This window comes from Duganella aquatilis, from assembly GCF_009674565.1.
Classification (GTDB): Bacteria; Pseudomonadota; Gammaproteobacteria; order Burkholderiales; family Burkholderiaceae_D; genus Rugamonas; species Rugamonas aquatilis.
Map to the genome: position 1 here is coordinate 35,183 of NZ_WKJL01000001.1, position 20,907 is coordinate 56,089.

The 20,907-nt window shown below is 62.6% G+C and carries 23 protein-coding genes and 2 tRNA genes; 20 read left to right on the forward strand and 5 right to left on the reverse strand.

Annotated elements, in window-relative coordinates; translation table 11 throughout:
* Positions 1-49 precede the first annotated feature (49 nt).
* Complete coding sequence (gene gstA / locus GJ698_RS00170) at positions 50-649, reverse strand: glutathione transferase GstA (protein WP_154355583.1); 600 nt, start codon at positions 647-649, stop codon at positions 50-52.
* A gap of 91 nt (positions 650-740) precedes the next feature.
* Here gstA and GJ698_RS00175 point away from each other — a divergent pair, with 91 nt between their 5' ends.
* Positions 741-1,604, forward strand: coding sequence for a LysR family transcriptional regulator (locus tag GJ698_RS00175; RefSeq protein WP_154355584.1), 864 nt, complete (start codon positions 741-743; stop codon positions 1,602-1,604).
* Here the strand turns inward: GJ698_RS00175 and GJ698_RS00180 are convergent.
* Genes GJ698_RS00180 through GJ698_RS00190 form a run of 3 tightly spaced genes read right to left on the reverse strand, consistent with a single transcriptional unit; the run spans position 1,599 to position 4,288 of the window.
* Positions 1,599-2,243 (reverse strand): CatA-like O-acetyltransferase, encoded by a 645-nt coding sequence (locus GJ698_RS00180; RefSeq protein ID WP_154355585.1) that lies wholly within the window; start codon positions 2,241-2,243, stop codon positions 1,599-1,601. The two genes, GJ698_RS00175 and GJ698_RS00180, sit on opposite strands and share 6 nt — an antisense overlap.
* Positions 2,244-2,303: 60 nt before the next feature.
* The gene (locus GJ698_RS00185) at positions 2,304-3,368 is read right to left on the reverse strand and encodes a serine hydrolase domain-containing protein (protein WP_154355586.1); all 1,065 of its coding nucleotides are present in this window, start codon (positions 3,366-3,368) and stop codon (positions 2,304-2,306) included.
* Positions 3,365-4,288 (reverse strand): cation diffusion facilitator family transporter, encoded by a 924-nt coding sequence (locus tag GJ698_RS00190; RefSeq protein WP_154355587.1) that lies wholly within the window; start codon positions 4,286-4,288, stop codon positions 3,365-3,367. Before GJ698_RS00190 ends, GJ698_RS00185 begins: the two co-directional genes overlap by 4 nt.
* Before the next feature lie 139 nt (positions 4,289-4,427).
* Between GJ698_RS00190 and GJ698_RS00195 the strand changes: the two genes are divergently transcribed.
* The 12 genes from GJ698_RS00195 (at position 4,428) to GJ698_RS00250 (ending at position 14,984) form a co-directional block, all read left to right on the forward strand.
* Positions 4,428-4,504, forward strand: a tRNA-Val gene (locus GJ698_RS00195).
* A gap of 36 nt (positions 4,505-4,540) precedes the next feature.
* A tRNA-Val gene (locus GJ698_RS00200) sits at positions 4,541-4,617 on the forward strand.
* A gap of 185 nt (positions 4,618-4,802) precedes the next feature.
* A complete protein-coding gene (gene thrS / locus GJ698_RS00205) occupies positions 4,803-6,710 on the forward strand; it encodes a threonine--tRNA ligase (RefSeq protein WP_154355588.1) in 1,908 nt (635 codons plus the stop codon).
* 20 nt (positions 6,711-6,730) lie between these two features.
* On the forward strand, positions 6,731-7,270 hold the full coding sequence (gene infC / locus GJ698_RS00210) for a translation initiation factor IF-3 (protein WP_371865126.1): 540 nt from the start codon (positions 6,731-6,733) through the stop codon (positions 7,268-7,270).
* A gap of 196 nt (positions 7,271-7,466) precedes the next feature.
* Complete coding sequence (rpmI, locus tag GJ698_RS00215) at positions 7,467-7,664, forward strand: 50S ribosomal protein L35 (RefSeq protein ID WP_110849662.1); 198 nt, start codon at positions 7,467-7,469, stop codon at positions 7,662-7,664.
* A gap of 25 nt (positions 7,665-7,689) precedes the next feature.
* Positions 7,690-8,049: a 50S ribosomal protein L20 gene (rplT, locus tag GJ698_RS00220; protein WP_056156032.1), complete on the forward strand. Its 360-nt coding sequence runs from the start codon at positions 7,690-7,692 to the stop codon at positions 8,047-8,049.
* Positions 8,050-8,131: 82 nt separating this feature from the next.
* Positions 8,132-9,151 (forward strand): phenylalanine--tRNA ligase subunit alpha, encoded by a 1,020-nt coding sequence (gene pheS, locus GJ698_RS00225; RefSeq protein ID WP_154355590.1) that lies wholly within the window; start codon positions 8,132-8,134, stop codon positions 9,149-9,151.
* 39 nt (positions 9,152-9,190) lie between these two features.
* On the forward strand, positions 9,191-11,617 hold the full coding sequence (pheT, locus tag GJ698_RS00230) for a phenylalanine--tRNA ligase subunit beta (RefSeq protein WP_154355591.1): 2,427 nt from the start codon (positions 9,191-9,193) through the stop codon (positions 11,615-11,617).
* A gap of 141 nt (positions 11,618-11,758) precedes the next feature.
* Positions 11,759-12,106, forward strand: coding sequence for an integration host factor subunit alpha (locus GJ698_RS00235; RefSeq protein WP_019919772.1), 348 nt, complete (start codon positions 11,759-11,761; stop codon positions 12,104-12,106).
* A gap of 17 nt (positions 12,107-12,123) precedes the next feature.
* Positions 12,124-12,540: a MerR family transcriptional regulator gene (locus tag GJ698_RS00240; protein ID WP_154355592.1), complete on the forward strand. Its 417-nt coding sequence runs from the start codon at positions 12,124-12,126 to the stop codon at positions 12,538-12,540.
* A 138-nt stretch (positions 12,541-12,678) separates the two neighbouring features.
* A complete protein-coding gene (locus GJ698_RS00245; RefSeq protein WP_154355593.1) occupies positions 12,679-13,311 on the forward strand; it encodes a response regulator in 633 nt (210 codons plus the stop codon).
* Positions 13,312-13,421: 110 nt separating this feature from the next.
* The gene (locus GJ698_RS00250) at positions 13,422-14,984 is read left to right on the forward strand and encodes a CHASE3 domain-containing protein (protein ID WP_154355594.1); all 1,563 of its coding nucleotides are present in this window, start codon (positions 13,422-13,424) and stop codon (positions 14,982-14,984) included.
* Here GJ698_RS00250 and GJ698_RS00255 read toward each other — a convergent pair.
* Complete coding sequence (locus GJ698_RS00255; RefSeq protein ID WP_154355595.1) at positions 14,881-15,684, reverse strand: Crp/Fnr family transcriptional regulator; 804 nt, start codon at positions 15,682-15,684, stop codon at positions 14,881-14,883. The genes GJ698_RS00250 and GJ698_RS00255 overlap by 104 nt on opposite strands.
* A 193-nt stretch (positions 15,685-15,877) precedes the next feature.
* On the opposite strand from GJ698_RS00255, the gene GJ698_RS00260 reads away from it, so the two are divergent.
* The 7 genes from GJ698_RS00260 (at position 15,878) to GJ698_RS00290 (ending at position 20,894) form a co-directional block, all read left to right on the forward strand.
* Complete coding sequence (locus GJ698_RS00260; protein WP_154355596.1) at positions 15,878-16,546, forward strand: response regulator; 669 nt, start codon at positions 15,878-15,880, stop codon at positions 16,544-16,546.
* A complete protein-coding gene (locus tag GJ698_RS00265) occupies positions 16,543-17,535 on the forward strand; it encodes a sensor histidine kinase (RefSeq protein WP_154355597.1) in 993 nt (330 codons plus the stop codon). Before GJ698_RS00260 ends, GJ698_RS00265 begins: the two co-directional genes overlap by 4 nt.
* A 100-nt stretch (positions 17,536-17,635) precedes the next feature.
* A complete protein-coding gene (locus GJ698_RS00270; RefSeq protein ID WP_154355598.1) occupies positions 17,636-18,064 on the forward strand; it encodes a type IV pilin protein in 429 nt (142 codons plus the stop codon).
* Complete coding sequence (locus tag GJ698_RS00275) at positions 18,049-18,684, forward strand: prepilin-type N-terminal cleavage/methylation domain-containing protein (RefSeq protein ID WP_154355599.1); 636 nt, start codon at positions 18,049-18,051, stop codon at positions 18,682-18,684. Before GJ698_RS00270 ends, GJ698_RS00275 begins: the two co-directional genes overlap by 16 nt.
* Positions 18,681-19,100 carry a type IV pilus modification PilV family protein gene (locus GJ698_RS00280; protein WP_154355600.1) on the forward strand — a complete coding sequence of 140 codons (420 nt, stop codon included), beginning with the start codon at positions 18,681-18,683 and terminating at the stop codon, positions 19,098-19,100. Before GJ698_RS00275 ends, GJ698_RS00280 begins: the two co-directional genes overlap by 4 nt.
* 1 nt (position 19,101) lies before the next feature.
* The gene (locus GJ698_RS00285) at positions 19,102-20,301 is read left to right on the forward strand and encodes a PilW family protein (protein ID WP_154355601.1); all 1,200 of its coding nucleotides are present in this window, start codon (positions 19,102-19,104) and stop codon (positions 20,299-20,301) included.
* Positions 20,298-20,894 carry a pilus assembly PilX family protein gene (locus GJ698_RS00290; RefSeq protein ID WP_229259772.1) on the forward strand — a complete coding sequence of 199 codons (597 nt, stop codon included), beginning with the start codon at positions 20,298-20,300 and terminating at the stop codon, positions 20,892-20,894. Before GJ698_RS00285 ends, GJ698_RS00290 begins: the two co-directional genes overlap by 4 nt.
* The last annotated feature ends 13 nt before the right edge of the window (positions 20,895-20,907 follow it).

Sequence of the window (20,907 nt, forward strand, 5' to 3'; positions counted from 1 at the left end):
CGCACACAAGCTCATGTACCAATGGCAGAACTGACCCCGGTTTCCCGGTTTAGGTGTGCGCTTGTAGCGCGGCCTGCACCGAGGGGCGGGCCGCGATGCGTTTTTCATAGGCTGCAACGGCCGGCCATTGGCTCAGTTCGATGGCGAAGAATTTGAACCATCCTGCTATCGTGTACAGATAGGCGTCCGCGACGGTGAAAGTGTCGCCGGTCAGGTGGCTGCTTTGGCTTAAGGTCTGCTCCAGTACGGCCATGCGGCGGAACAGGCGTTCGCGGAAGATGGTCTGCGCTGCATCCGGCAACTCCGGATTGAAGAGGGGCGCAATGCCGGCGTGGATTTCGCTGGTGATGAAATTCAGCATTTCCTGCAGCCGCACGCGCGGCCAGGTGCCGGGCGGCGGCGCCAGCTTCGCTTCCGGCTTGAGGTCGGCCAGGTATTGGATGATGGCCGGGCCCTCAGTCAGCACTTCTCCATTGTCCAGTTCCAGCGCGGCGACGTAGCCTTTCGGATTGATGGCGCGGAAATCGCGGCCGTCGGCGGTGCGCTTGGTCTGATTGTCGACCTTGATCAGTTCATGTGGCAAGCCCAGTTCGTTCAGCACGATCAGCGGCGACAGCGAGCAGGTATGCGGGGCGTAGTACAGCTTCATGGCAGACTCCTTAAAGATGAGTCGCCACTGTATGCGTCGCCTTGTATCGCTGTAAAATTAATGCTCCAGAAACGCGCTATCAGTTTTTCTAATGATGAATTTGTCCCATTGGCGCTTGCTGCTTGCGGTGGCCGACATGCGTCATATTTCGCGTGCGGCGCAGCAGGTTGGCATTTCGCAGTCCGGCGCCAGCCAGGCGATTGCGCAGATTGAAGCGGCGCTTGGCGCCAAGCTGTTTGTGCGCGAGCGGCGCGAGGTGGCCGTCACCGCGCTGGGCGAACAGGTCATGCAGCACGCCCGCGCCATGCTGGCGCAGTTTGATGCGATCCGCGCGCTGGGCGATGCGGCGCAGGGCTTGAACGCTGGCCGCATCCGCCTGGCGACTTTCCCGTCCGTGCTGGCGACCGTGTTGCCGGGCTTGTTGTCGGCCTTCAAGCGACGTCATCCTGGCATTGACGTGGTGGCGCTGGAAGGTTCGGATGAGGAAGTGGAGGCCTGGTTGGCCGAAGATACGATCGAGCTGGGCGTGGTGCTGAATCCTGCGCCGCAGCGGCAGGCGGTGATCATCGGCCGCGATGCGTGGGTGGCTTTGCTGCCGGCGCAGCATCCGCTGGGGCGGCGGTCGAGCGAGCAGGGCGTGGCGTTGTGCGAACTGGCTGACGAACCGTTCGTGCTGGCCACCGGCGGCTGCAACGTCCATGCCCAAAGCCTGGCGATGCAGGCTGGCGTGACGTTGTCCGATGTCCGCGTGACGGTGCGCGATCTGGCCAGCGCGGCGGTGCTGGTGCGTGAAGGTCTGGGGGTGTCGGTGGTGCCGGAATCCGCGCTGCCGTCGGACCAGCGCGGCTTGCGCGTGATGCAGTTGCAGCCGCGCGCCTATCGCGAGTTCGGCCTGGTGTGTTCCCAGGCCGGGCGTGAATCGGCGGCGGTGCAGGCCTTCCTGCGCGAGTTATGACGCCATTGTTTGCGCGATGCGTGCGCCGATCGATTCGGCCAGCAGATGCACGTGGTAGCCGTCGACAAAGCCATGGTGCGCTTGCACCGCCATCGTCATGGTGAGCTTGCCATCGTCGCGCGGCGCGCTGTAGCGGCCCCAGGCCAGCGACGGGATGTCGTAGCTCTTGTGCTCGTAGATCGGATGTTCAATCGCCGACAAATTCAGCCACGGCATGCAGGTGATGTGGACGTTGCGGCGCTGGTCATATTCGCTGAGCGCTTCGGAGGTGTTGATCAGCTTGGTGCTGGCCTCGGCTTCCTGCGATGCGGCGACGCTGCGGGCGACGAATTCCTTCAAATCCTCCGTCATCACGAAGCGCGCAAAGTTCAGATTCTTGTCCCGATTGAGCACGGTGTACGAGGCCCAGAAATCCTCGATCCGGATCACTTCGCCTTTATGGACGCGGTACATGAAGTTTTCGACCCCCTTGATCGCATGTAGCACGTGGTACAGGAAGAAATGGAAGGTCGGCAGGCCGTTCTGTTTGCAGAAAGGCCGGAAATCCGGCACTTCCAGCTGAAAGCTCAGGTTGACGAGCGGGTTTTCGAACGACGCAAAAGCATTGTATCGGTCGCGGCGTTTTTCAAAATTCTGCATAAAAAGTAGATTCGCTAAAGAGGCGCCAGCATTATAGCCCTCCCGCCATTTTCACCGCTGTTAAACGTTGTTGGCGCCCAGCAGGCTGTAGGCGAATTCGTCCAGGGTCTTTTGCGACATGTCGGTGTTGTTCAGGATGATCACCGTGTCTTCGCCGTCGAGGCGGTGGCCGAGGACGGAGCGGAAGCCGGCGGTGCGGCCGGTTTCCCAGGCGAAGACGTGCGGCTGGCCGTTCACATTGAGCGTTTTGACGCGGCCGCCCAAGGTGTAGTTTTCGCTCGGAACTTCGATGTGCGTCAGCGCTTCCACCGCACTGCGCTTGAGGAAGCCTTCGTTGAAGATGGCGCTTGCGGCGCGCAGCAGATCGTCGGCGGTGCTGTAGTAGCCGCCGGAGGCGACCATGTAGTGCTGGTGGATATCCATCTTGCGCGCCGGTGGTGTGATGGTGGCGTAGGCCGCGGCGGTGGCGGGCGCTTCAATGTAAGCGCGGTCGGCGCGCGTGGCCGGCAGCTTCAGCGGATCGAGCGTGATCGCGCGCATCGCCTGCTGGTACGGCACGCCGGTGATCTGTTCGATGATGCCGATGACGATGTACCAGTTGGTGCTGACGTAGTCGAAGCGGCTGCCGGGCGTGAAAATCAGCTCGCCCGAGCAGAAGCGTTCGATGGCCTGGCGCGTCGTGAATGGCAGATCGCGAATCGACGGATCCGCCCTGAGTGCCGGCGTGAACTGGTTCGGAATGCCGCTGGCATTCGATAGCAGATGGCGCAGCGTCACTTTGTCGGCGCCGTCGGCGCGATACCACGGCAGCAGCTTGCCGATGGTGGCATCCAGTTCCAGCTTGCCGTCTTCGACCAGCCGCAGCACGGTCGCCGATGTCAGCCACTTGGAGATCGAACCGACCGCGAACGGCGTGTCGCTGCGCACCGCCTTGTTCTCTTCGATATTCGCCATGCCGAAGGTGCGCACGTACACCGGCTTGCCCTGCTTGGCTAGCATCACCACGCCATAAAAAGGCTGGGCCGCAGCAAAGGCGTCGGCTACCGGGTTGTTGGCGAAGACGCTGGCGCTCAGCAAGGTGGCAGCGCCGCCGCCGATGAAGTCGCGACGCGTCCAATAGTTCATTGCGATGTCACTTCCGCCTGCAAGGTAATGTGATCGATGCCGTGCTTTTCCAGCAGCATGGCTTTGATGGCGTGCAGGATTTCCGGCCAGCGTTCCAGGTCGGTGATTTCGACGTGGCCGATCAGCGCCGGCTGGCCGGGCGACATATCCCACACGTGCAGGTCGTGCACCGAGCAGATGCCGTCCAGCTGTTCCATGTCGGCGCCGACTTTGACGTAGTCGATCTGCTCCGGCACGCCGCCCATCAGGAAGTGGTACGACTCGCGCAGCACGCCAACCGTGGAGCGCAGGATCAGCAGCGCCACGAACAGGGACAGCAGCGGGTCGATCTGCATCCAGCCGGTGTAATAGATCACCGCGCCGGAGACCAGCGCGGCCACCGAGCCAAGCAGGTCGCCCAGCACGTTCACCAGCGCCGCGCGGGTATTCATATTACTGTCGCCGCGCGACAGCATCCACGCCAGCAGCAGGTTGATCACCAGGCCGATGCCGGCGACGATGAAGACGGTGGCGCCATGCACTTCCTCCGGATGCGAGAAGCGGCTTATGGCTTCATAGCCGATCCACAGCACCAGCACCATCAGCACCAGGCTGTTGACGAAGGCCGCCAGCGCCTCGGCGCGGCCGAAGCCGAACGAATGGCGCGCCGACGGCGGCCGCTTGGCGATCAGCTGCGCCAGCAGCGCCAGGCCCAGCGCGGCGGCGTCGGTCACCATGTGGCCGGCGTCGGAAATCAGGGCCAGCGAGTTGGACATGAAGCCGGTCACCACCTCGACCACCGCGAAGCCCAGCGTCAGCACCAGCGACCAGGCCAGCACCGACTGGCTGCGCTGCACGGTGTAGTGTTGATAGTGGGCGTCGCCGTCACGGTGTTCGTGCAGGTGGGCGGAAGGCGAGGAGGGCGTGGTGTCAGCTTGCATGGGCTTGTTGTAGGCTATCAATCACCACAGTTTAATGTAAGCCGGACATCAGTGCCTTTGGGCTTCATAGGGAAAAGAGAAATGTTTCCTATGATGGCCCTTGTTTTTCTTCGGATCGCTCTCTATAATGCTGGTCTTCGGGCGGTTAGTTCAGCTGGTTAGAATACTTGGTCGACATCCAAGGGGTCGGGGATTCGAATTCCTCACCGCCCACCAGATTTCGTAGTAAAGCAGTAAAATGGCAGTGCCAACGGGCGGTTAGTTCAGCTGGTTAGAATACTTGGTCGACATCCAAGGGGTCGGGGATTCGAATTCCTCACCGCCCACCAGAATATATGTAAGAGCGAGAAAGGCAATCACGGTTATGACACCGCGAACTACTACCAAGCTTTGGGAGTGACGCTAGTCAACGGGATTCTTTTGCTTGAAAAAAAAGAGAAAACGCGGCTAGCCCGCGTTTTTTTTTCGTCTGTATTTTTTAACACCGGCCTGCGCGCCGACATTGGAGATCACAATGATTTCAGTTCGCCTTCCTGATGGTTCTGCCCGTGAATTCGACGGCCCAGTCACCGTTGCACAAGTGGCGTCCAGTATTGCTACCAGCCTCGGCAAAGCCGCGCTGGCCGGCAAGGTCGACGGCAAAGTGGTGGATACCTCGTACCTGATCGATAAAAATGTCGATCTGGCCATCGTCACCGATAAGGATCCAGAGGGTCTGGATGTGATCCGTCACTCGACCGCCCACTTGCTGGCCTACGCCGTCAAGGAGCTGTTCCCGGACGCGCAGGTCACCATCGGTCCGGTCATCGAAAACGGCTTCTACTACGACTTCTCGTACAAGCGTCCGTTCACGCCGGACGATCTGGTCGCGATCGAAAAGAAAATGGCCGAGCTGGCCAAGAAAGACGAGCCGGTCACCCGCAAGGTGCTGCCGCGCGATGAAGCCGTGGCCTACTTCAAGTCGATCGGCGAAGCCTACAAGGCCGAGATCATCGAATCGATTCCTGCCGACCAGGATGTCTCGCTGTACAGCGAAGGCAACTTCACCGACCTGTGCCGCGGCCCGCACGTGCCGTCGACCGGCAAGCTGAAAGTCTTCAAGCTGATGAAGCTGGCCGGCGCCTACTGGCGCGGCGACAGCAAGAACGAAATGCTGCAGCGTGTCTACGGCACCGCCTGGGCCAAGAAGGAAGATCAGGAGCAGTACCTGTTCCAGCTGGAAGAGGCGGAAAAGCGCGACCACCGCAAGCTGGGCAAGCAGCTGGACTTCTTCCACTTCCAGGATGAGGCGCCGGGCCTGGTGTTCTGGCATCCGAAAGGCTGGACCATCTGGCAACAGGTGGAGCAGTACATGCGCAACAAGTATCAGGTCAACGGCTACCAGGAAGTGAAGGCGCCGCAGATTCTGGACGCCAGCCTGTGGGGCAAGACCGGCCACTGGGACAACTACCGCGAAAACATGTTCGTCACCGAGTCGGAAAACCGCTCGTACGCGCTGAAGCCGATGAACTGCCCGGGCCACGTGCAGATCTTCAACAGCAATATGCGTTCGTACCGCGACCTGCCGCTGCGCTACGGCGAGTTCGGCCAGTGCCACCGCAACGAGCCGTCCGGCGCGCTGCACGGCATCATGCGCGTGCGCGGCTTTACCCAGGACGACGGCCACATCTTCTGCACCCACGAGCAGATCGAGCCGGAGGTGGTGTCTTTCCATACGCAAGCGATGGAAGTGTATTCGGATTTCCACTTCCACAATATCGACGTCAAGCTGGCGCTGCGTCCGGATAACCGCATCGGTTCCGATGAGATCTGGGACGAAGCCGAAGAAGCGCTGCGTTCGGGCCTGCGCGCCTGCGGCGTGACCTGGACCGAGCTGCCGGGCGAGGGCGCGTTCTACGGTCCGAAGATCGAGTACCACCTGAAGGATTCGCTGGGCCGCCCATGGCAGGTCGGCACCATGCAGGTCGACTTCTTCATGCCGGAGCGCCTGGGCGCCGAGTACGTGGCGGCCGACAACAGCCGCCAGGTGCCGGTCATGCTGCACCGCGCGATCGTCGGTTCGATGGAGCGTTTCATCGGCATCCTGATCGAAAACTACGCCGGCGCGCTGCCGGCGTGGCTTGCTCCTGTGCAAGTTTCGGTGCTGAATATCTCGGATGCGCAGGCTGAATACGTGCAGCAAGTCGCCGAAAAGCTGCGCCGCAGCGGCTTCCGCGTACAGACCGATTTGCGCAACGAGAAAATAAACTATAAAATACGTGAACATTCCGTCCAAAAACTGCCGTACATCCTCGTGGTGGGCGACAAAGAACGGGATGCCAACACCGTCGCCGTGCGGGCACGGGGCAATGTCGATCTGGGCGTCATGTCCGTCGATGCCCTGATAGAGCGACTTCAGCATGATGTCGCCACCAAGGCCTGATCGCACTGGCAATTCATTAGATTTTAAAAGGAATCACCATAGCTACTGACAAGTCGCATCGCATCAATGGCGAAATCACTGCCCCTGAAATGCGTTTAAGTGGGGTCGATAACGAGCCGCTCGGTATCGTGACTTTGGCCGAAGCCTTCCGCCTGGCGGAAGAGGCAAACGTCGACCTGGTCGAGATCGCGCCAACCGCGGTCCCGCCGGTCTGCCGTTTGATGGACTACGGCAAATTCAAGTATTCGGAGCAGAAAAAGGCTCACGAAGCGAAATTGAAGCAGAAAATCATCGCCGTGAAGGAAGTCAAATTCCGTCCGGGCACCGATGATGGCGACTACAATATCAAGCTGCGTAACCTGATCAAGTTCCTGGAAGACGGTGACAAGACCAAAATCACCCTGCGCTTCCGTGGCCGCGAGATGGCGCACCAGGATATTGGTTTCCGTATGCTGGAACGCCTGAAAGCCGATCTGGAGCCGCATGGCCAGGTCGAGCAGTTCCCGAAAATGGAAGGCCGCCAGATGATCATGGTCCTGGCACCGAAGAAAAAGAAGTAAGCTTGCTGTCATGGCAGGGAAAAAAAGGGCACGGGTAGTGCCCTTTTTCATTTTCTAGGCTATAATTGTCGGCTGTAGTAAATGTAGTGGACTCGCATCCGCTGCACAAACAAGTGAGAGCAGGCATCTAAGAGCGACGTAGTGTTGCCACCTGTAATCCTGTTTAATAGGAGCTGTCCGAGAGGGCAGAATATCTATGCCAAAAATGAAAACCAAGAGCTCCGCGAAAAAACGTTTTCGCGTGCGTCCAGGTGGTACCGTTAAATCGGGTATGGCTTTCAAACGCCACATCCTGACCAAGAAGACGACGAAGAACAAGCGTCAACTGCGCGGCACCCGTAACATCAATGCGTCCGACGTCCAGCGCGTCTACGCGATGATGCCATCCGCTTAATCTCACACTCATTTAAGGAGCTAATATGCCTCGAGTAAAACGTGGGGTTACTGCGCGTGCCCGTCATAAAAAAGTACTGAATCTTGCCAAAGGCTACCGCGGTCGTCGTAGCAAGGTATACCGTATTGCCAAGCAAGCAGTAATGCGCGCTGGCCAGTACGCATACCGCGACCGTCGTAACAAGAAGCGCGTCTTCCGCCGCCTGTGGATCGCTCGTATCAACGCTGCTTCCCGTGAGCATGGCGTTACCTACAGCGTGTTCATGAACGGTCTGAAGAAAGCTGCAATCGAACTGGACCGTAAAGTCCTGGCCGATATGGCAGTGATGGACAAACCAGCGTTCGCTGCGATTGTTAACGTCGTTAAAGCTAAAATCGCTGCTTAATTTCAAGCGCTGATTTACGCAAGAGAACGGGGCAAGGGTCATACCTGTGCCCCGTTTTTTGATTCAAGGATAAGAAAAACGCATGGACTCCCTGGAACAACTCGTCGCCTCAGCAGTGCAGGATTTCGACGCGGCCAAAGATGATGCCGCCGCACTGGAAAACGCCAAAGCCAAATACCTGGGCAAGACCGGCCAGATTACCGAATTGATGAAGGGCCTGGGCAAGCTCGATCCTGACGCCAAGAAGGCGCAGGGCGCGCTGATCAACGCAGCCAAGCAGCAGATCGAAGCCGCGCTGACCGCGCGCCGTGATGCGCTGGCCGAAGCCCAGCTGCAAGCCCGTTTGAATGCCGAGGCGATCGACGTCTCGCTGCCAGGCCGCGGCCGCGCCGGCGGCGGCATCCACCCGGTGATGCGCACCTGGGAGCGGGTGGAAGAGATCTTCCGCTCGATCGGTTTCGATGTGGCCGACGGCCCCGAAATCGAAAACGACTGGACCAACTTCACGGCGCTGAACAGCCCGGAAAACCATCCTGCGCGCTCGATGCAGGACACCTTCTACATCGAAGGCAACGACAGCGAAGGCAAGCCGCTGCTGCTGCGCACGCACACCTCGCCGATGCAGGTGCGCTACGCCCGCAGCCACACGCCGCCGATCAAGGTGATCGCGCCGGGCCGCACCTACCGCGTCGACAGCGACGCCACGCACTCGCCGATGTTCCACCAGGTCGAAGGCCTGTGGATCGCCGAGAACATCAGCTTTGCCGACCTGAAGGGCGTGTACCTGAACTTCGTCAAGGCCTTCTTCGAGACCGACGACCTGCAGGTGCGTTTCCGTCCGTCGTATTTCCCGTTTACCGAACCGTCGGCCGAGATCGACATCGCGTTTGGTTCCGGTCCCTTGAAGGGCCGCTGGCTGGAAGTGTCCGGCTCGGGCCAGGTGCACCCGTCGGTGGTGCGCAATTTCGGCCTGGACCCTGAGAAGTACATCGGTTTCGCGTTCGGCTCCGGCCTGGAGCGCCTGACCATGCTGCGTTACGGGATCAACGACCTGCGCCTGTTCTACGAAGGCGACCTGCGTTTCCTGAAGCAGTTCAACTAATCCGGCCCTCGACCCAGATCACAAGAAAGTTCAACGAATATGCAATTCTCCGAAAACTGGCTCCGTACCATGGTCGATCCGAAGATGACTTCGGACGAACTGGCCCATCTGTTGACGATGTCCGGCCTGGAAGTGGAAGAAGTGGAACCTGTCGCGCCGCCGTTCTCCAACGTGGTCGTCGGCCACGTACGCGAGATGGCCAAGCACCCGAACGCCGACCGCCTGAACGTCTGCCAGGTCGACGTCGGCACCGGCACCCTGCTGAACATCGTCTGCGGCGCGCCGAACGTGCGCCCGGGCCTGAAAGTCGTGTGCGCCATGGCCGGCGCCGTGCTGCCGCCTGGCGCCGACGGCAAGCCGTTTGAAATCAAGGTGGGCCAGCTGCGCGGCGTCGAGTCGCAAGGCATGCTGTGCTCGGCCAAGGAACTGAAGCTGTCGGAAGAGGGCAGCGGCCTGCTGGAACTGCCGGACGACGCGCCGATCGGCCAGAACTTCCGCGACTACTACGCGCTGAACGACCTGAAGTTCACCATCAAGCTGACCCCGAACAAGGCGGACTGCCTGTCGGTGCTGGGCGTGGCGCGCGAAGTGTCGGCGCTGACCGGCGTGGCGCTGACCGTGCCGGCCTACCGCGCGGTGGCCGTCAACAGCGACGAAAAGCTGCCGGTGAAAATCTCGGCGCCGGACCTGTGCGGCCGTTTCTCGGGCCGCGTGATCCGCAACCTGAACGCCAAGGCGGCCACCCCGGACTGGATGAAGCAGCGCCTGGAGCGCAGCGGCCAGCGCTCGGTGTCGGCGCTGGTGGACATCTCCAATTACGTGATGCTGGAGCTGGGCCGTCCGACCCACGTGTTCGACCTGAACAAGATAAACGGCGGCCTCGACGTGCGCTGGGGCCGCAAGGGCGAATCGCTGAAACTGCTGAACGGCAGCACCGTGGCGGTCGACGAATGGGTGGGCGTGATCGCCGACGACCAGGAAATCGAATCGCTGGCCGGCATCATGGGCGGCGACGCCACCGCGGTCTCTCTGGAAACCGAAAACATCTACCTGGAAGCCGCATTCTGGTGGCCGAACGCCATCCAGGGCCGGGCCCGCAAGTACAACTTCTCGACCGATGCGGCGCACCGCTTCGAGCGCGGCGTCGACTACGCCACCACCGTCGAGCACATCGAGCGCATCACCTCGTTGCTGATCGAAATCTGCGGCACCGCCACCACCCAGGTGGGCCCGGTGGACGACCAGATCGTCAACCTGCCGCAGCGCCAGCCGGTCAAGCTGCGCACCGCGCGCGCGCAGAAGGTCATCGGCGTGGCGCTGGACGACCAGGTCATCGCCGACATCTTCACCCGCCTGGCGCTGCCGTTCACGCTGGAAGACGGCGTGTTCTCGGTGACCTCGCCGTCGTACCGCTTCGACATCGAAATCGAGGAAGACCTGATCGAGGAAGTGGCGCGCGTCTACGGCTTCGAGAACATCCCGACCGTGGCGCCGGTGGCTGCCAACACCATGATCATCGCGCCGGAAAACACCCGCTCGCTGTTCGCGGTGCGCCACCAGCTGGCCGACCTGGGTTACCAGGAAGTGGTCAACATGAGCTTCGTGGAAGCCCAGTGGGAGCAGGACTTCGGCGGCAACAGCAATCCGATCAAGCTGCAGAACCCGATCGCCAGCCAGCTGAGCGTGATGCGTTCGACGCTGATCGGCAGCCTGGTCGCCAACGTGCGCTACAACCTGAACCGCAAGACCAACCGCGTGCGCGCGTTTGAAATCGGCGCCATCTACCAGCGCGACGCCAGCGTGGCCGACGGTCCGCTGACCGTGGGCGGCTACCACCAGCCGAAACGCGTGGCCGGCATCGCCTACGGCGGCGTGGCGGACGAGCAGTGGGGCCAGGACAATCGCGCGGTCGACTTCTTCGACGTCAAGGCCGACCTGGAGCACCTGTTCGCGCCGCTGTCGCTGCGTTTCGTCAAGGCGGAACACCCGGCGCTGCACCCGGGCCGCTCGGCGCATGTGTTGCTGGATGGCAAAGTCATCGGCTTCATCGGCGAGCTGCACCCGCGCTGGCTGCAAAAATACGAGCTGCCGCATGCCCCTGTGGTATTCGAGGTTGAGGCGATTGCCTTGCAGCAACGACCTGTGCCAAAATATGATGAGATTTCCAAGTTCCCAGGCGCCACCCGCGACCTGGCCGTGGTAGTCAAGCAAGATGTGCCGGCGCAGGATTTGTTGGATGCATTTAATGCTGCCGTGCAACAGAGTCCACAGGGCAAGATTTTGCAAGCCATTGTTTTGTTTGATGAATATCGTGGCAAAGGTTTGGAAGCCGACGAAAAATCACTTGCTTTCCGCTTTAGCTTGCAAGATACTCAAAACACGCTGCAAGACGACGTGGTGGAGGCTATCATGGCCGCTGCCGGCGACGCCGCCAAGCAAAAACACGGCGCGCGCCTGCGTTCGTAAGCGTTGTATTTTTGACCAATCGGGAGTCCGGCTTGTGCCGGACTCAGTCATTTCTATATAAGGCAGGGCTGGAAAATTAATAACAACGACGTTGATTCCGCCGTACTCCAATCCGCATTGGCTGCCGATTTACATCGCGCCATGCAGGTTGCCAAGGTGCGCCAGGATGCGGAAAAGGATTTGCCCACGCTGACCAAGGCGGAACTGGCCGAACTGCTGTTCGAACAGGTCGGCCTGAACAAGCGCGAGGCCAAGGACATGGTGGAGACCTTCTTTGACGAGATTCGCAACGCGCTGGAGCGCGGTGAAGCGGTCAAGCTGTCCGGTTTCGGCAACTTCCAGCTGCGCGACAAGCCGCAGCGGCCTGGCCGCAATCCGAAAACCGGCGAGGAAATCCCGATCACGGCGCGCCGCGTCGTGACTTTCCACGCCAGCCAGAAACTCAAGGGCATGGTCGAAGAGAGCAATCCGATGGCGCGCGCCGCCTGAACGGGAGCTGAGTTGCAATGAACGATCGTCTCGCCAAGTCCGAACTGGTCGTCCTGCCGCCGATCCCGGCCAAGCGCTACTTCACCATCGGTGAAGTCAGCGAGCTGTGCGGCGTGAAGCCGCACGTGCTGCGCTACTGGGAGCAGGAATTTACCCAGCTCAAGCCGGTCAAGCGCCGCGGCAACCGCCGCTATTACCAGCACCACGAGGTGCTGCTGATACGCCGCATCCGCGAGCTGTTGTATGAACAGGGTTTCACGATCAGCGGCGCGCGCAATAAACTCGATAGCCGCGCTTCCGACAGCGCGGCCACGGAGTATGATGCGGGAGCGGCTGTCAACGGCGTGCATCCGTCAGCCGTTGTTCCGCCGTTGGACCGCGACTTGATCCGCAGCGAGTTGCTGGCGGTTCTCAGCTTGCTTAAGGAAGGCTGAAGACCCCGCGCACCGCAGGCGCAAGGCGCGGCAGGCAGTTGATTACTGCTATACTTTCAATATTATTCTAATATCAGCTGACGCTGATGCACGGTGGCGGATAGTCCGGACCAGAACCGGACACGACGAGAGGAAACAATGATACGCGTTGCCATTTGTGACGACCATCAAATTGTAAGAGCAGGCTTTAAACAGATTTTTTCATCGTCGGATGATTTCGACGTGGTGGCGGAAGCCGGTACCGGCCGCGAAGCGCTGGATATCGCCCGCCGCGAAATTTGCGATGTGCTGTTGCTCGATATTGCCATGCCTGATCAGAGCGGTATCGACACCTTGCGCACCATCCGCCAGGGCCAGCCAGATCTGCCGGTGCTGATCCTGTCCGGCTATCCGGCGCAGCAGTACGCGCTCAACCTGTTCAAGATGGGCGCCAACGGCTACCTGAACAAGGAGTGCGAGGCGGACGAGCTGATCACCGCGGTGCGCACCGTCTACCAGGGCCGCCGCTACGTCAGTTCGCAGGTGGGCGAGCTGCTGGCGCAGAGCTTCGACCGCGACCCGAACACGGCGCTGCACACCGAGCTGTCGGACCGTGAGTTCCAGGTATTCCTGCGCCTGGCGCGCGGCGCCACCGTGTCCGACATCGGCGTGGCGCTGTCGTTGAGCATTAAAACTGTCAGCACCTACCGCACCCGCATCATGGAAAAAATGGGCATGCAGTCCAACTCGGACCTGACCTACTACGCCATGAAGAATAATCTTTTAGATTAGCAATATGTGCGCACTGTTGGAGTGCGCACAGACACATCAATTTTTCTTCCAGTCTATAATTGGAGAGCATGGCGTATCTGCGCCGTGCCCCAATTTAGTGAAGGAAACGGATGTATTTCACCGTCGAAACGGCGCCGCATCACCGCATGCCGCTGTACAAGACCATCTTGTGCGTGACGTGCGCATTGCTGCTGATCGTCAACGGTTTCAGCCTGTTCCATAATTTGCAAGCCCTGCGCGGTGCGCAAGTCCTGCTGAGTCAGACTGCGCGCGTCGCCGACCGCCTGCAATACCTGAACGTGCTGGTGCTGGATGCCGAGAGCAGCATGCGCAGCTATTTCCTGTCCGGCCGCGATTCCTACCTGGGGCCGACGCGCACCGCGCTGGCCGACAGCGAAGCGGAATTCCGCGAGCTGGAAAAACTGCTGGCCGATAATCCCTCGCAACTGAAGAACCTGACCCAGCTGCACACGCTGGTGCGCCGCCGCCTGAGCATCATGAGCCAGGCAATCGACGTCTACCGCGACGGCGGCCTGCAGGAAATCGTCAATATCGCCAAGCTCAGCGACGACCGCGCCAGCATGGACGAGATCCGCCTGCAGGTGGTGATCATGGAGCAGGAGCAGAACGAAACGCTGACCACGCGCAGCGCCATGTTCTACAAGGAATACCAGAAGGCGGTATGGCTGGGCGTCAGCATCAATGCGCTGGCGATCCTGGTGCTGGTGATGTTCTACCAGCTGGTGCGGCGCAGCTTTGCGCACCGCGCGGCGGTCGAACACGCGCTGCAAAGCGCCAACGAAAACCTGGAATCGACGGTGCAGCAGCGCACCGAGCAGTTGTCGGTGCTGTCGCGCCACCTGATCAGCATCAGCGAGGAGGAGAAGGCCCGCTTGTCGCGCGAGCTGCACGACGAACTGGGCGCCAACCTGACTTCGATCAGCATGGACATTTCCGCCGTCACCCAGCAGTTGCGCAACACGCACCCGGAATTGGCCGAGCAGCTCAAGCGCGCCCGCGCCACGCTGGTGGAAACCGTGGAGATGAAGCGCCGCATCGTCGAGAATCTGCGCCCGAGCCTGCTGGACAACCTGGGCCTGTGCGCGGCCATCGAAAGCTATTGCGAGGAATTCAGCCGTCTGGCGCAGGTGCGCTGCGACTGCAATGTGGCGGCCGACATGGAGGGGTTGACGCGCGATTCAGGCGACCTGTCGATCGCGCTATTCCGCATCGTGCAGGAATCGCTGACCAACATCCGCAAATACGCCAAGGCCAGCCGTGTCACGGTGACCTTGAACCGCAGCGGCGAAGGGCTGATGCTGCGGATTATCGACGACGGCGTCGGCATCGCCTCCGACACCATCATCAAGCCGATGTCGCACGGCCTGCTGGGCATGCGCGAACGCGCCTTGCTGCTGGGCGGGAATCTGAACATCCGCCGCGGCCGCAATGAAACGGGCACCTGTATTGAGGTGTCGATACCGCTGCGTCAGCAGGGAGCTGAATCGGCGCCGCCGGTCCACGTGCCGACGCCGATGCCCACGCTGCCGCCGGCCATCACCGACGTGCTTAACAGCGTGCTACATCCAATCGCAGACGATCAAACTCCGTCTTCGCCACCTTATAGCACTCACCCGCATACGCCTCCAAGCCTGAGCGATCAAGCACGGTGATGTTGCCGCGGCGGTAGGTGATCAGGCCTTCGTCCTGCAGCTTGCCGGCGGCGGCGGTGATGCTTTCGCGGCGCACGCCGAGCATGATGGAAATCATTTCCTGCGTGACCTTCAGCGAGTTCGATGGCGAACGGTCCAGGCGGTCCAGCAGCCAGCGGCACAGCTTTTGTTCGATCGAGCTGTGGCGGCCGCCGACGGCGTTCTGCGCCATCTGCGCGAACAGCGCGGTGTTGTAGCGCATCAGCAGGGCCGGCAGGGCGCCACCCCTGGCGAAGGCGGCGCGCAGGTGCTCGGTCTTCATGCGGTAGCCGTAGCCGGCCGCCTGCACCACGGCGCTGCACATGGCGCGCTCGCCTTCGAACAGCGACACGCCGGCCACGCCTTCATGGCCGATCACGGCGATCTCGGTGGTGGCGCCGTCTTCCATGACGTACAGCAGCGAGATGATGGCGGTGGTCGGGAAGTGGACGTATTCCATGGCGTTGCCGAATTCGAAGACTTCCTTGCCGAACGGCAGCTGCACCATTTCCAGATGCTCGAACAGGGATTCCAGCACCTCGCGCGGCAACGCTGCCAGCAGTTCGTTCTGCTGGGCGCCGGTGTAGGTGACCGCAGGCCGGGACGCAACCTTGATCGCTTTGGCGGCGACCGGCAAGGCGCGGGCCGGCTTGGTGGTGGCGTTGACTTGGGTGTTGTTCATGGTGATCCTCACAAGCTAGTTACGTGTTGGTGTAACTTTATGAGGATTGTTAATTGGCGAACATAAGAGCAGGGGACGCACAAATGTAGGCATAGGACATGCAGGGTTGTAGTCCTGCTCCTACAGAGGCTACTGTCTTTCTGAGATGGGCAGCGGCATAATGGCACACATCCCAAACAGGTGGCGCACGAATATGCAGGTACTGGTAGTGGAAGACGATGCGGTGTTGGCGGACGGCCTGAGCCGCGTGCTTGGCGGCCATGGCATGGCGGTCGAGGTCATCGGCAATGGCGCCCAGGCGGATCAAGTCCTGCAGCGCGCCGCCGTCGCCGAGGTGGTGGTGCTGGACATCGGCCTGCCCGGCATGGACGGCTTCGAAGTGGTGCGCCGCCTGCGCGCGCGCGGCAGCGCCGTGCCGGTGCTGCTGCTGACGGCGCGCGACGCCATCGAGGATCGCGTGCGCGGCCTGGAGCAGGGCGCCGACGACTACCTGGTCAAGCCCTTCGCCACCGCCGAACTGGTGGCGCGGGTGAAGGCGCTGGCGCGCCGCCACGCGCCCCAGGCCGCCGCGCTGGCGCTGGGCGACCTGTCGCTGGACGTGGCGGCCAAGCGCGCACGGGTCGGCGACAAGGTGATCGAGTTGTCGGTGCGCGAGTGGGCGGTGCTGGAATACCTGCTGCAGCACGCGTCGCGCGTGGTGTCCAAGCAGCAGATCATCGACGCCATCCTGCCGTGGGGCGACGACCTGACCCTGAACGCGGTGGAAGTCTATATCTCGCGGCTGCGCCTGAAAATCGCCGACGCCGGCGTCTCGATCCGCACCATCCGCGGCTTCGGCTACATGCTGGAACCGGTGGCATGAGCGCCCACAGCATCCGGCTGCGCCTGCTCAAGTGGCTGATTCCGCCGGTGCTGCTGATGAACCTGGCCGCCGGCGCGCTGGCCTACATGCTGGCCGCCCCGCATCTGCGCGAGGCGGTGCTGCGCACGCTGGTGCTGGTGGAATGCGTGTTTGCGCTGGCCTGCGTGGCGCTGATCTGGTTCTCGGTCAGCAACGGCCTGCGCCCGCTGATCCGGCTGCGCTCCGAGCTCAACGCGCGCGAGGGCAATGACCTGGCGCCGGTCGCCACCGGCGATGTGCCGTATGAACTGGAGCCGGTGGTGGCCGCCGTCAACGGCCTGCTGGGCAAGGTGGGCGAGGGCGCGCAGGCGCGCCAGGATTTCTTGGTCAATGTCGCGCACCAGCTGCGCACGCCGCTGGCCGGGCTCAAGACCCAGCTGGAATGGCTGGGCGCGCGCCACGCGGAGCCGGACACCGCGCACTCGGTCGGCCTGATGCTGTCCGCCACCGAGCGCATGATACGGCAGACCAACCAGCTGCTGGCCCTGGCCCGCGCCGAGCCCGACCAGTTCGAGAAAGCCCGGCTGGAACCGCTGGCGCTGGATGCGCTGGTGGCCGACGCGGTGCAGGCCTTCGTCGACCAGGCCACGCTGAAGCACATCGACATCGGCTTCGACCTGCAGCCGGCCACTGTCAGCGGCGACCGCTTCCTGCTGCGCGACCTGATCGACAACCTGATCGACAACGCCATCCGCTACACGCCGCCGCACGGCGCGGTGACGGTCAGCGTGCGTCCCGGCCTGCTGATGGTGGAGGACAACGGCCCCGGCATTCCGCCGGCGCAGCGCGAGCAGGTCTTCAACCGCTACGTGCGGCTGGACGACAAGACCCACGGCAGCGGCCTGGGCCTGGCCATCGTGCGCGACATCGCCGTGGTGCATGGCGCCCGGCTGTCGGTCGGCGAGGCGGCGGGCGGCTGCGGCGCCTTGTTCCAGGTGAAATTTCCCTGATGTGTGCATTTGTCAGGAGTTTGTCAGCATTTCTTCAGGGAAACGACAGGCGGGCACGTTATACTTTCTCCATAGAGCAACATTCTCAAACGGGGATACCATGAAACGCGCACGTGCAGGCTTTACCCTGATTGAATTGCTGGTCACCATTGCCATCATCGGCATTCTGACCGCCGTGGCGCTGCCCATGTATGGCGACTACGTCACCCGCAGCCGCCTGACCGAAGCCTTCACCGCGCTGGGCGCGGCGCAGCCGGCCGCCGAGCAGTTCTGGCCGAACGGCCGCACCTACGCCAATTTCAATAACGCCACCGGCTTCCCGGCCGCCACCGCGAACTTCACCTATGCGCTGAGCAACGCCGGCCCGTCCAGCTACACGCTGACCGCCACCGGCATCGGCAAGATGAGCGGCTTCGTCTACACGCTGGACCAGAACGGCCACCGCGCCACCACCGGCAGCCCGACCGGCTGGGGCACCAACACCGATTGCTGGGTCGACCGCAAGGGCGGGAAATGTTCGTCCAACTAAGCCGCGGCCGCTCGACCGGCTTCACGCTGATCGAGATGATGGTCGCCATCGTCGTCATGGGCGTGTTGATGGCGATTGCCATCCCGAACATGAGCGCCTGGCTGATGGCGACGCGCGCGCGCTCGGCCGCCGAGTTCTACAAGGAAGGCTTCACGCTGGCGCGCCGGCTGGCGGTCAGCCACAACAGCGCCAGCCGCATCACGTTCACCGTCAACCCGACGACCGGCCAGATGGACTGGCAGGTCGATCTCTGCTTCCCGATTCCCGGCTCGCCGTGCAACAACCTCAATGGTTCCTGGTCCACCGTCGATGCGGCGGCCGGCGGCGATCCGCAGGGGGCAGCCGGCGATCGCTCGGTGTTCCGCGCCGCCAGCGCCTTGTCGACCACCGACGTGCTGACGCCGACCATCGCGCCGCAAGGCGCCAACGCCATTTATTACACGGCGCTGGGCTGGGTCGATCCGACCATCCAGCCGCGCGTGGCCCAGCTGCGGCTGGACCCGTCAACCGCCTTCGCGCATGACGTGCCGGTCAGCGCGGTGACGGTGTCGCTGGCCGGCATGCCGACGCAATGCGACCCCACCAGGGATGCCGGCGATTCGCGGGCGTGTCCGCCATGATGCGGCGCCGGCATAGCGTGGCGCAGCGCGGCATCGCGTTGCTGGAGGTGATGATCGCCGTGGTCATCCTCGGCATCGGCCTGCTGGGCGCGATCGGCATGCAGGCGCGCGCCTATTCTGCGCTGTCGGACGCCGGCCTGCGCGCCGAAGCCACGCTGGCCTGCGAAAAACTGGTCGGCGCCATCAGCACCGACGCCGCCAACGTGGCCAGCTACGCGCTGGCCGAAGGCGCCACGCCCAACAGCACCATCGGCCCGTGGGCCAGGGAAACCGCCGCCGTGATTCCAGGCGCGATCATGTCGGTGACGGTGACGCAGCAGCCGCACCGCAGCCAGGTCGACATCAGCATCCGCTGGACCCGCAAGGCGGGCGCGGCGGAAATCCGCCAGCAACTCACCGCCTACATAGGATCCTGACATGCGACGCCTGCCGCTTCCGCGCCGGTCCGCCGGTTTCTCGCTGGTCGAGCTGATGGTCAGCGTCGTGATCGGCATGCTGGCGATCCTGTTCGCCACGCGGCTGGTGGTCAGCGGCGAGCAGACCAAGGACGGCGCGGTCGGCGGTTCGGCCTCGATGCAGAACGGCATGCTGGCGCTGTACTCGATCAGCAACGACGCGGCCGAAGCCGGCTGGGGCATCAACGATACGCTGGTGGCCGGCTGCAACACCAGCTTTTCCGACAGCGGCGGCTATGCGCTGGCGCAGATCACGGTGGGCGGCGTGGTCCGCACGCCGCTGGCGGCCGCGGTGATCCAGCCCGGCGGCAGCGGGCCGGACGTGATCTCGCTGTACGCCGGCAAGTCCGCCGCCGCGGTCGGTTCGCTGCGCGTCAATGGCGACCTCGCGGCTGGCGCCACCGTGCTGCCGACCAGCACCCAGACGCCGTTCGGCTTTACCGGCGGCGATGTGCTGGTGGTCGTGCCCGAACCGGCCTCGGCCGGCTATACGGATTGCTCCATCGTGCAGATGAGCGGCATGCAGTCGGGCTCGAACAGCGACAAGATCGCCCTCGCCAGCGGCAGCGGTTTCCGCTTCGGTCCGGCCAGCGGGCTGGCGCACTCCTATGCCAAGGGTGGCGGCCGCATCTTCAATCTCGGCGCGCCGGCGCTGCTGTCCTTCCATACCTGGTCGGTGTCGGCCGGTAACTTGCTGCTGCGCGCCACCGACCTGGCCGGCGCCGGCCCGCAGGGCGTGGCGGTGACCGACAACATCGTCTCGATCAAGGCCCAGTATGGACTGGACACGCGCGTCGTGCCTATCTATAACCCGCTGCCGCCGCCGGACGGCAACGGCGTGCAGCTGACGCAATGGAGCAACACCATGACCGACGCCGACAACGATGGCGTCGTGGCCGGGCCGGGCGACTTCCAGCGCGTGGTGGCGCTGCGGCTGGCGGTGGTGGCGCGCAGCAAGACGGCGGCGCGGCCCGGCAGCGACGGCGCCTGCCACGCGACCGACGCGCAGCCCAGCCTGTTCAACACGGCGGTGGGCGGCGCGGCGGCGGTGCCGGTGAGCGTCAACGTCGCCGTCGCCGGCGATCCGGTCGCCTGGCAGTGCTACACCTACCGGGTGTTCGAAACCGTAGTCCCGGTGCGCAACGCGCAATGGCGGCCATGATGATGCGACCATGCCCACCGCGCCAGCGCGGCATCGCCTTGCCGGTGATTCTGATCATGCTGACCGTGATGCTGATCGGCAGCATCTACCTGCTGCGCGCCAGCACCTCGACCACGCTGACGGTGACCAACCTGGCCTATGACGCCGCGCTCAGCAAGGAGGCCGACCTCGGTGTGCACACGGCCTTCGACTGGTTGTCGCAGCCGGCCACCAAGCCGCTGCTGGTGGCCAATAGCGCGGCCAACGGCTATGTCGCCACCATGAATTCGACCTGGACCGTCAGCACTCCGGCGTTCTGGGCCGGCTCGGTCGTCATCAACCCGGTTGGCGGCGGCAGCCCCGTCGAATACGTGATTCACCGCCTGTGCAACTTTTCCGGCACCTATAACGCCACCACGCCGGTCGCCAACAGCTGCATGCTGAGCGCGGCAAAGCAGGGCGTGGCCGCACCGACGGCGCTCGGCTCCAGCCTGTCGCAGAATGCGCCTGTGTACGATGGCCAGCCGCAACTGCATTACGTGATCACCGCGCGCATCTTCGGTCCGCGCGGCGGCAACGTGGTGGTGCAGTCGGTGGTGATGATGGGCCCGTGAGGCCGGTTTTTAA

Excerpts from the sequence above, each read along its gene's own strand:
- rplT (WP_056156032.1), top strand. The coding sequence starts at position 7,690 with ATGCCTCGAGTAAAACGTGGGGTTACTGCGCGTGCCCGTCATAAAAAA.
- GJ698_RS00260 (WP_154355596.1), top strand. The coding sequence starts at position 15,878 with ATGCAGGTACTGGTAGTGGAAGACGATGCGGTGTTGGCGGACGGCCTG.
- GJ698_RS00175 (WP_154355584.1), top strand. The coding sequence starts at position 741 with ATGATGAATTTGTCCCATTGGCGCTTGCTGCTTGCGGTGGCCGACATG.
- pheS (WP_154355590.1), top strand. The coding sequence starts at position 8,132 with ATGGACTCCCTGGAACAACTCGTCGCCTCAGCAGTGCAGGATTTCGAC.
- GJ698_RS00185 (WP_154355586.1), bottom strand. The coding sequence starts at position 3,368 with ATGAACTATTGGACGCGTCGCGACTTCATCGGCGGCGGCGCTGCCACC.
- GJ698_RS00265 (WP_154355597.1), top strand. The coding sequence starts at position 16,543 with ATGAGCGCCCACAGCATCCGGCTGCGCCTGCTCAAGTGGCTGATTCCG.
- GJ698_RS00180 (WP_154355585.1), bottom strand. The coding sequence starts at position 2,243 with ATGCAGAATTTTGAAAAACGCCGCGACCGATACAATGCTTTTGCGTCG.
- GJ698_RS00240 (WP_154355592.1), top strand. The coding sequence starts at position 12,124 with ATGAACGATCGTCTCGCCAAGTCCGAACTGGTCGTCCTGCCGCCGATC.
- GJ698_RS00285 (WP_154355601.1), top strand. The coding sequence starts at position 19,102 with ATGCGACGCCTGCCGCTTCCGCGCCGGTCCGCCGGTTTCTCGCTGGTC.
- GJ698_RS00250 (WP_154355594.1), top strand. The coding sequence starts at position 13,422 with ATGTATTTCACCGTCGAAACGGCGCCGCATCACCGCATGCCGCTGTAC.
- rpmI (WP_110849662.1), top strand. The coding sequence starts at position 7,467 with ATGCCAAAAATGAAAACCAAGAGCTCCGCGAAAAAACGTTTTCGCGTG.
- GJ698_RS00190 (WP_154355587.1), bottom strand. The coding sequence starts at position 4,288 with ATGCAAGCTGACACCACGCCCTCCTCGCCTTCCGCCCACCTGCACGAA.
- gstA (WP_154355583.1), bottom strand. The coding sequence starts at position 649 with ATGAAGCTGTACTACGCCCCGCATACCTGCTCGCTGTCGCCGCTGATC.
- pheT (WP_154355591.1), top strand. The coding sequence starts at position 9,191 with ATGCAATTCTCCGAAAACTGGCTCCGTACCATGGTCGATCCGAAGATG.
- GJ698_RS00275 (WP_154355599.1), top strand. The coding sequence starts at position 18,049 with ATGTTCGTCCAACTAAGCCGCGGCCGCTCGACCGGCTTCACGCTGATC.
- GJ698_RS00280 (WP_154355600.1), top strand. The coding sequence starts at position 18,681 with ATGATGCGGCGCCGGCATAGCGTGGCGCAGCGCGGCATCGCGTTGCTG.
- GJ698_RS00235 (WP_019919772.1), top strand. The coding sequence starts at position 11,759 with ATGCAGGTTGCCAAGGTGCGCCAGGATGCGGAAAAGGATTTGCCCACG.
- GJ698_RS00290 (WP_229259772.1), top strand. The coding sequence starts at position 20,298 with ATGATGATGCGACCATGCCCACCGCGCCAGCGCGGCATCGCCTTGCCG.
- GJ698_RS00270 (WP_154355598.1), top strand. The coding sequence starts at position 17,636 with ATGAAACGCGCACGTGCAGGCTTTACCCTGATTGAATTGCTGGTCACC.
- GJ698_RS00245 (WP_154355593.1), top strand. The coding sequence starts at position 12,679 with ATGATACGCGTTGCCATTTGTGACGACCATCAAATTGTAAGAGCAGGC.
- thrS (WP_154355588.1), top strand. The coding sequence starts at position 4,803 with ATGATTTCAGTTCGCCTTCCTGATGGTTCTGCCCGTGAATTCGACGGC.
- GJ698_RS00255 (WP_154355595.1), bottom strand. The coding sequence starts at position 15,684 with ATGAACAACACCCAAGTCAACGCCACCACCAAGCCGGCCCGCGCCTTG.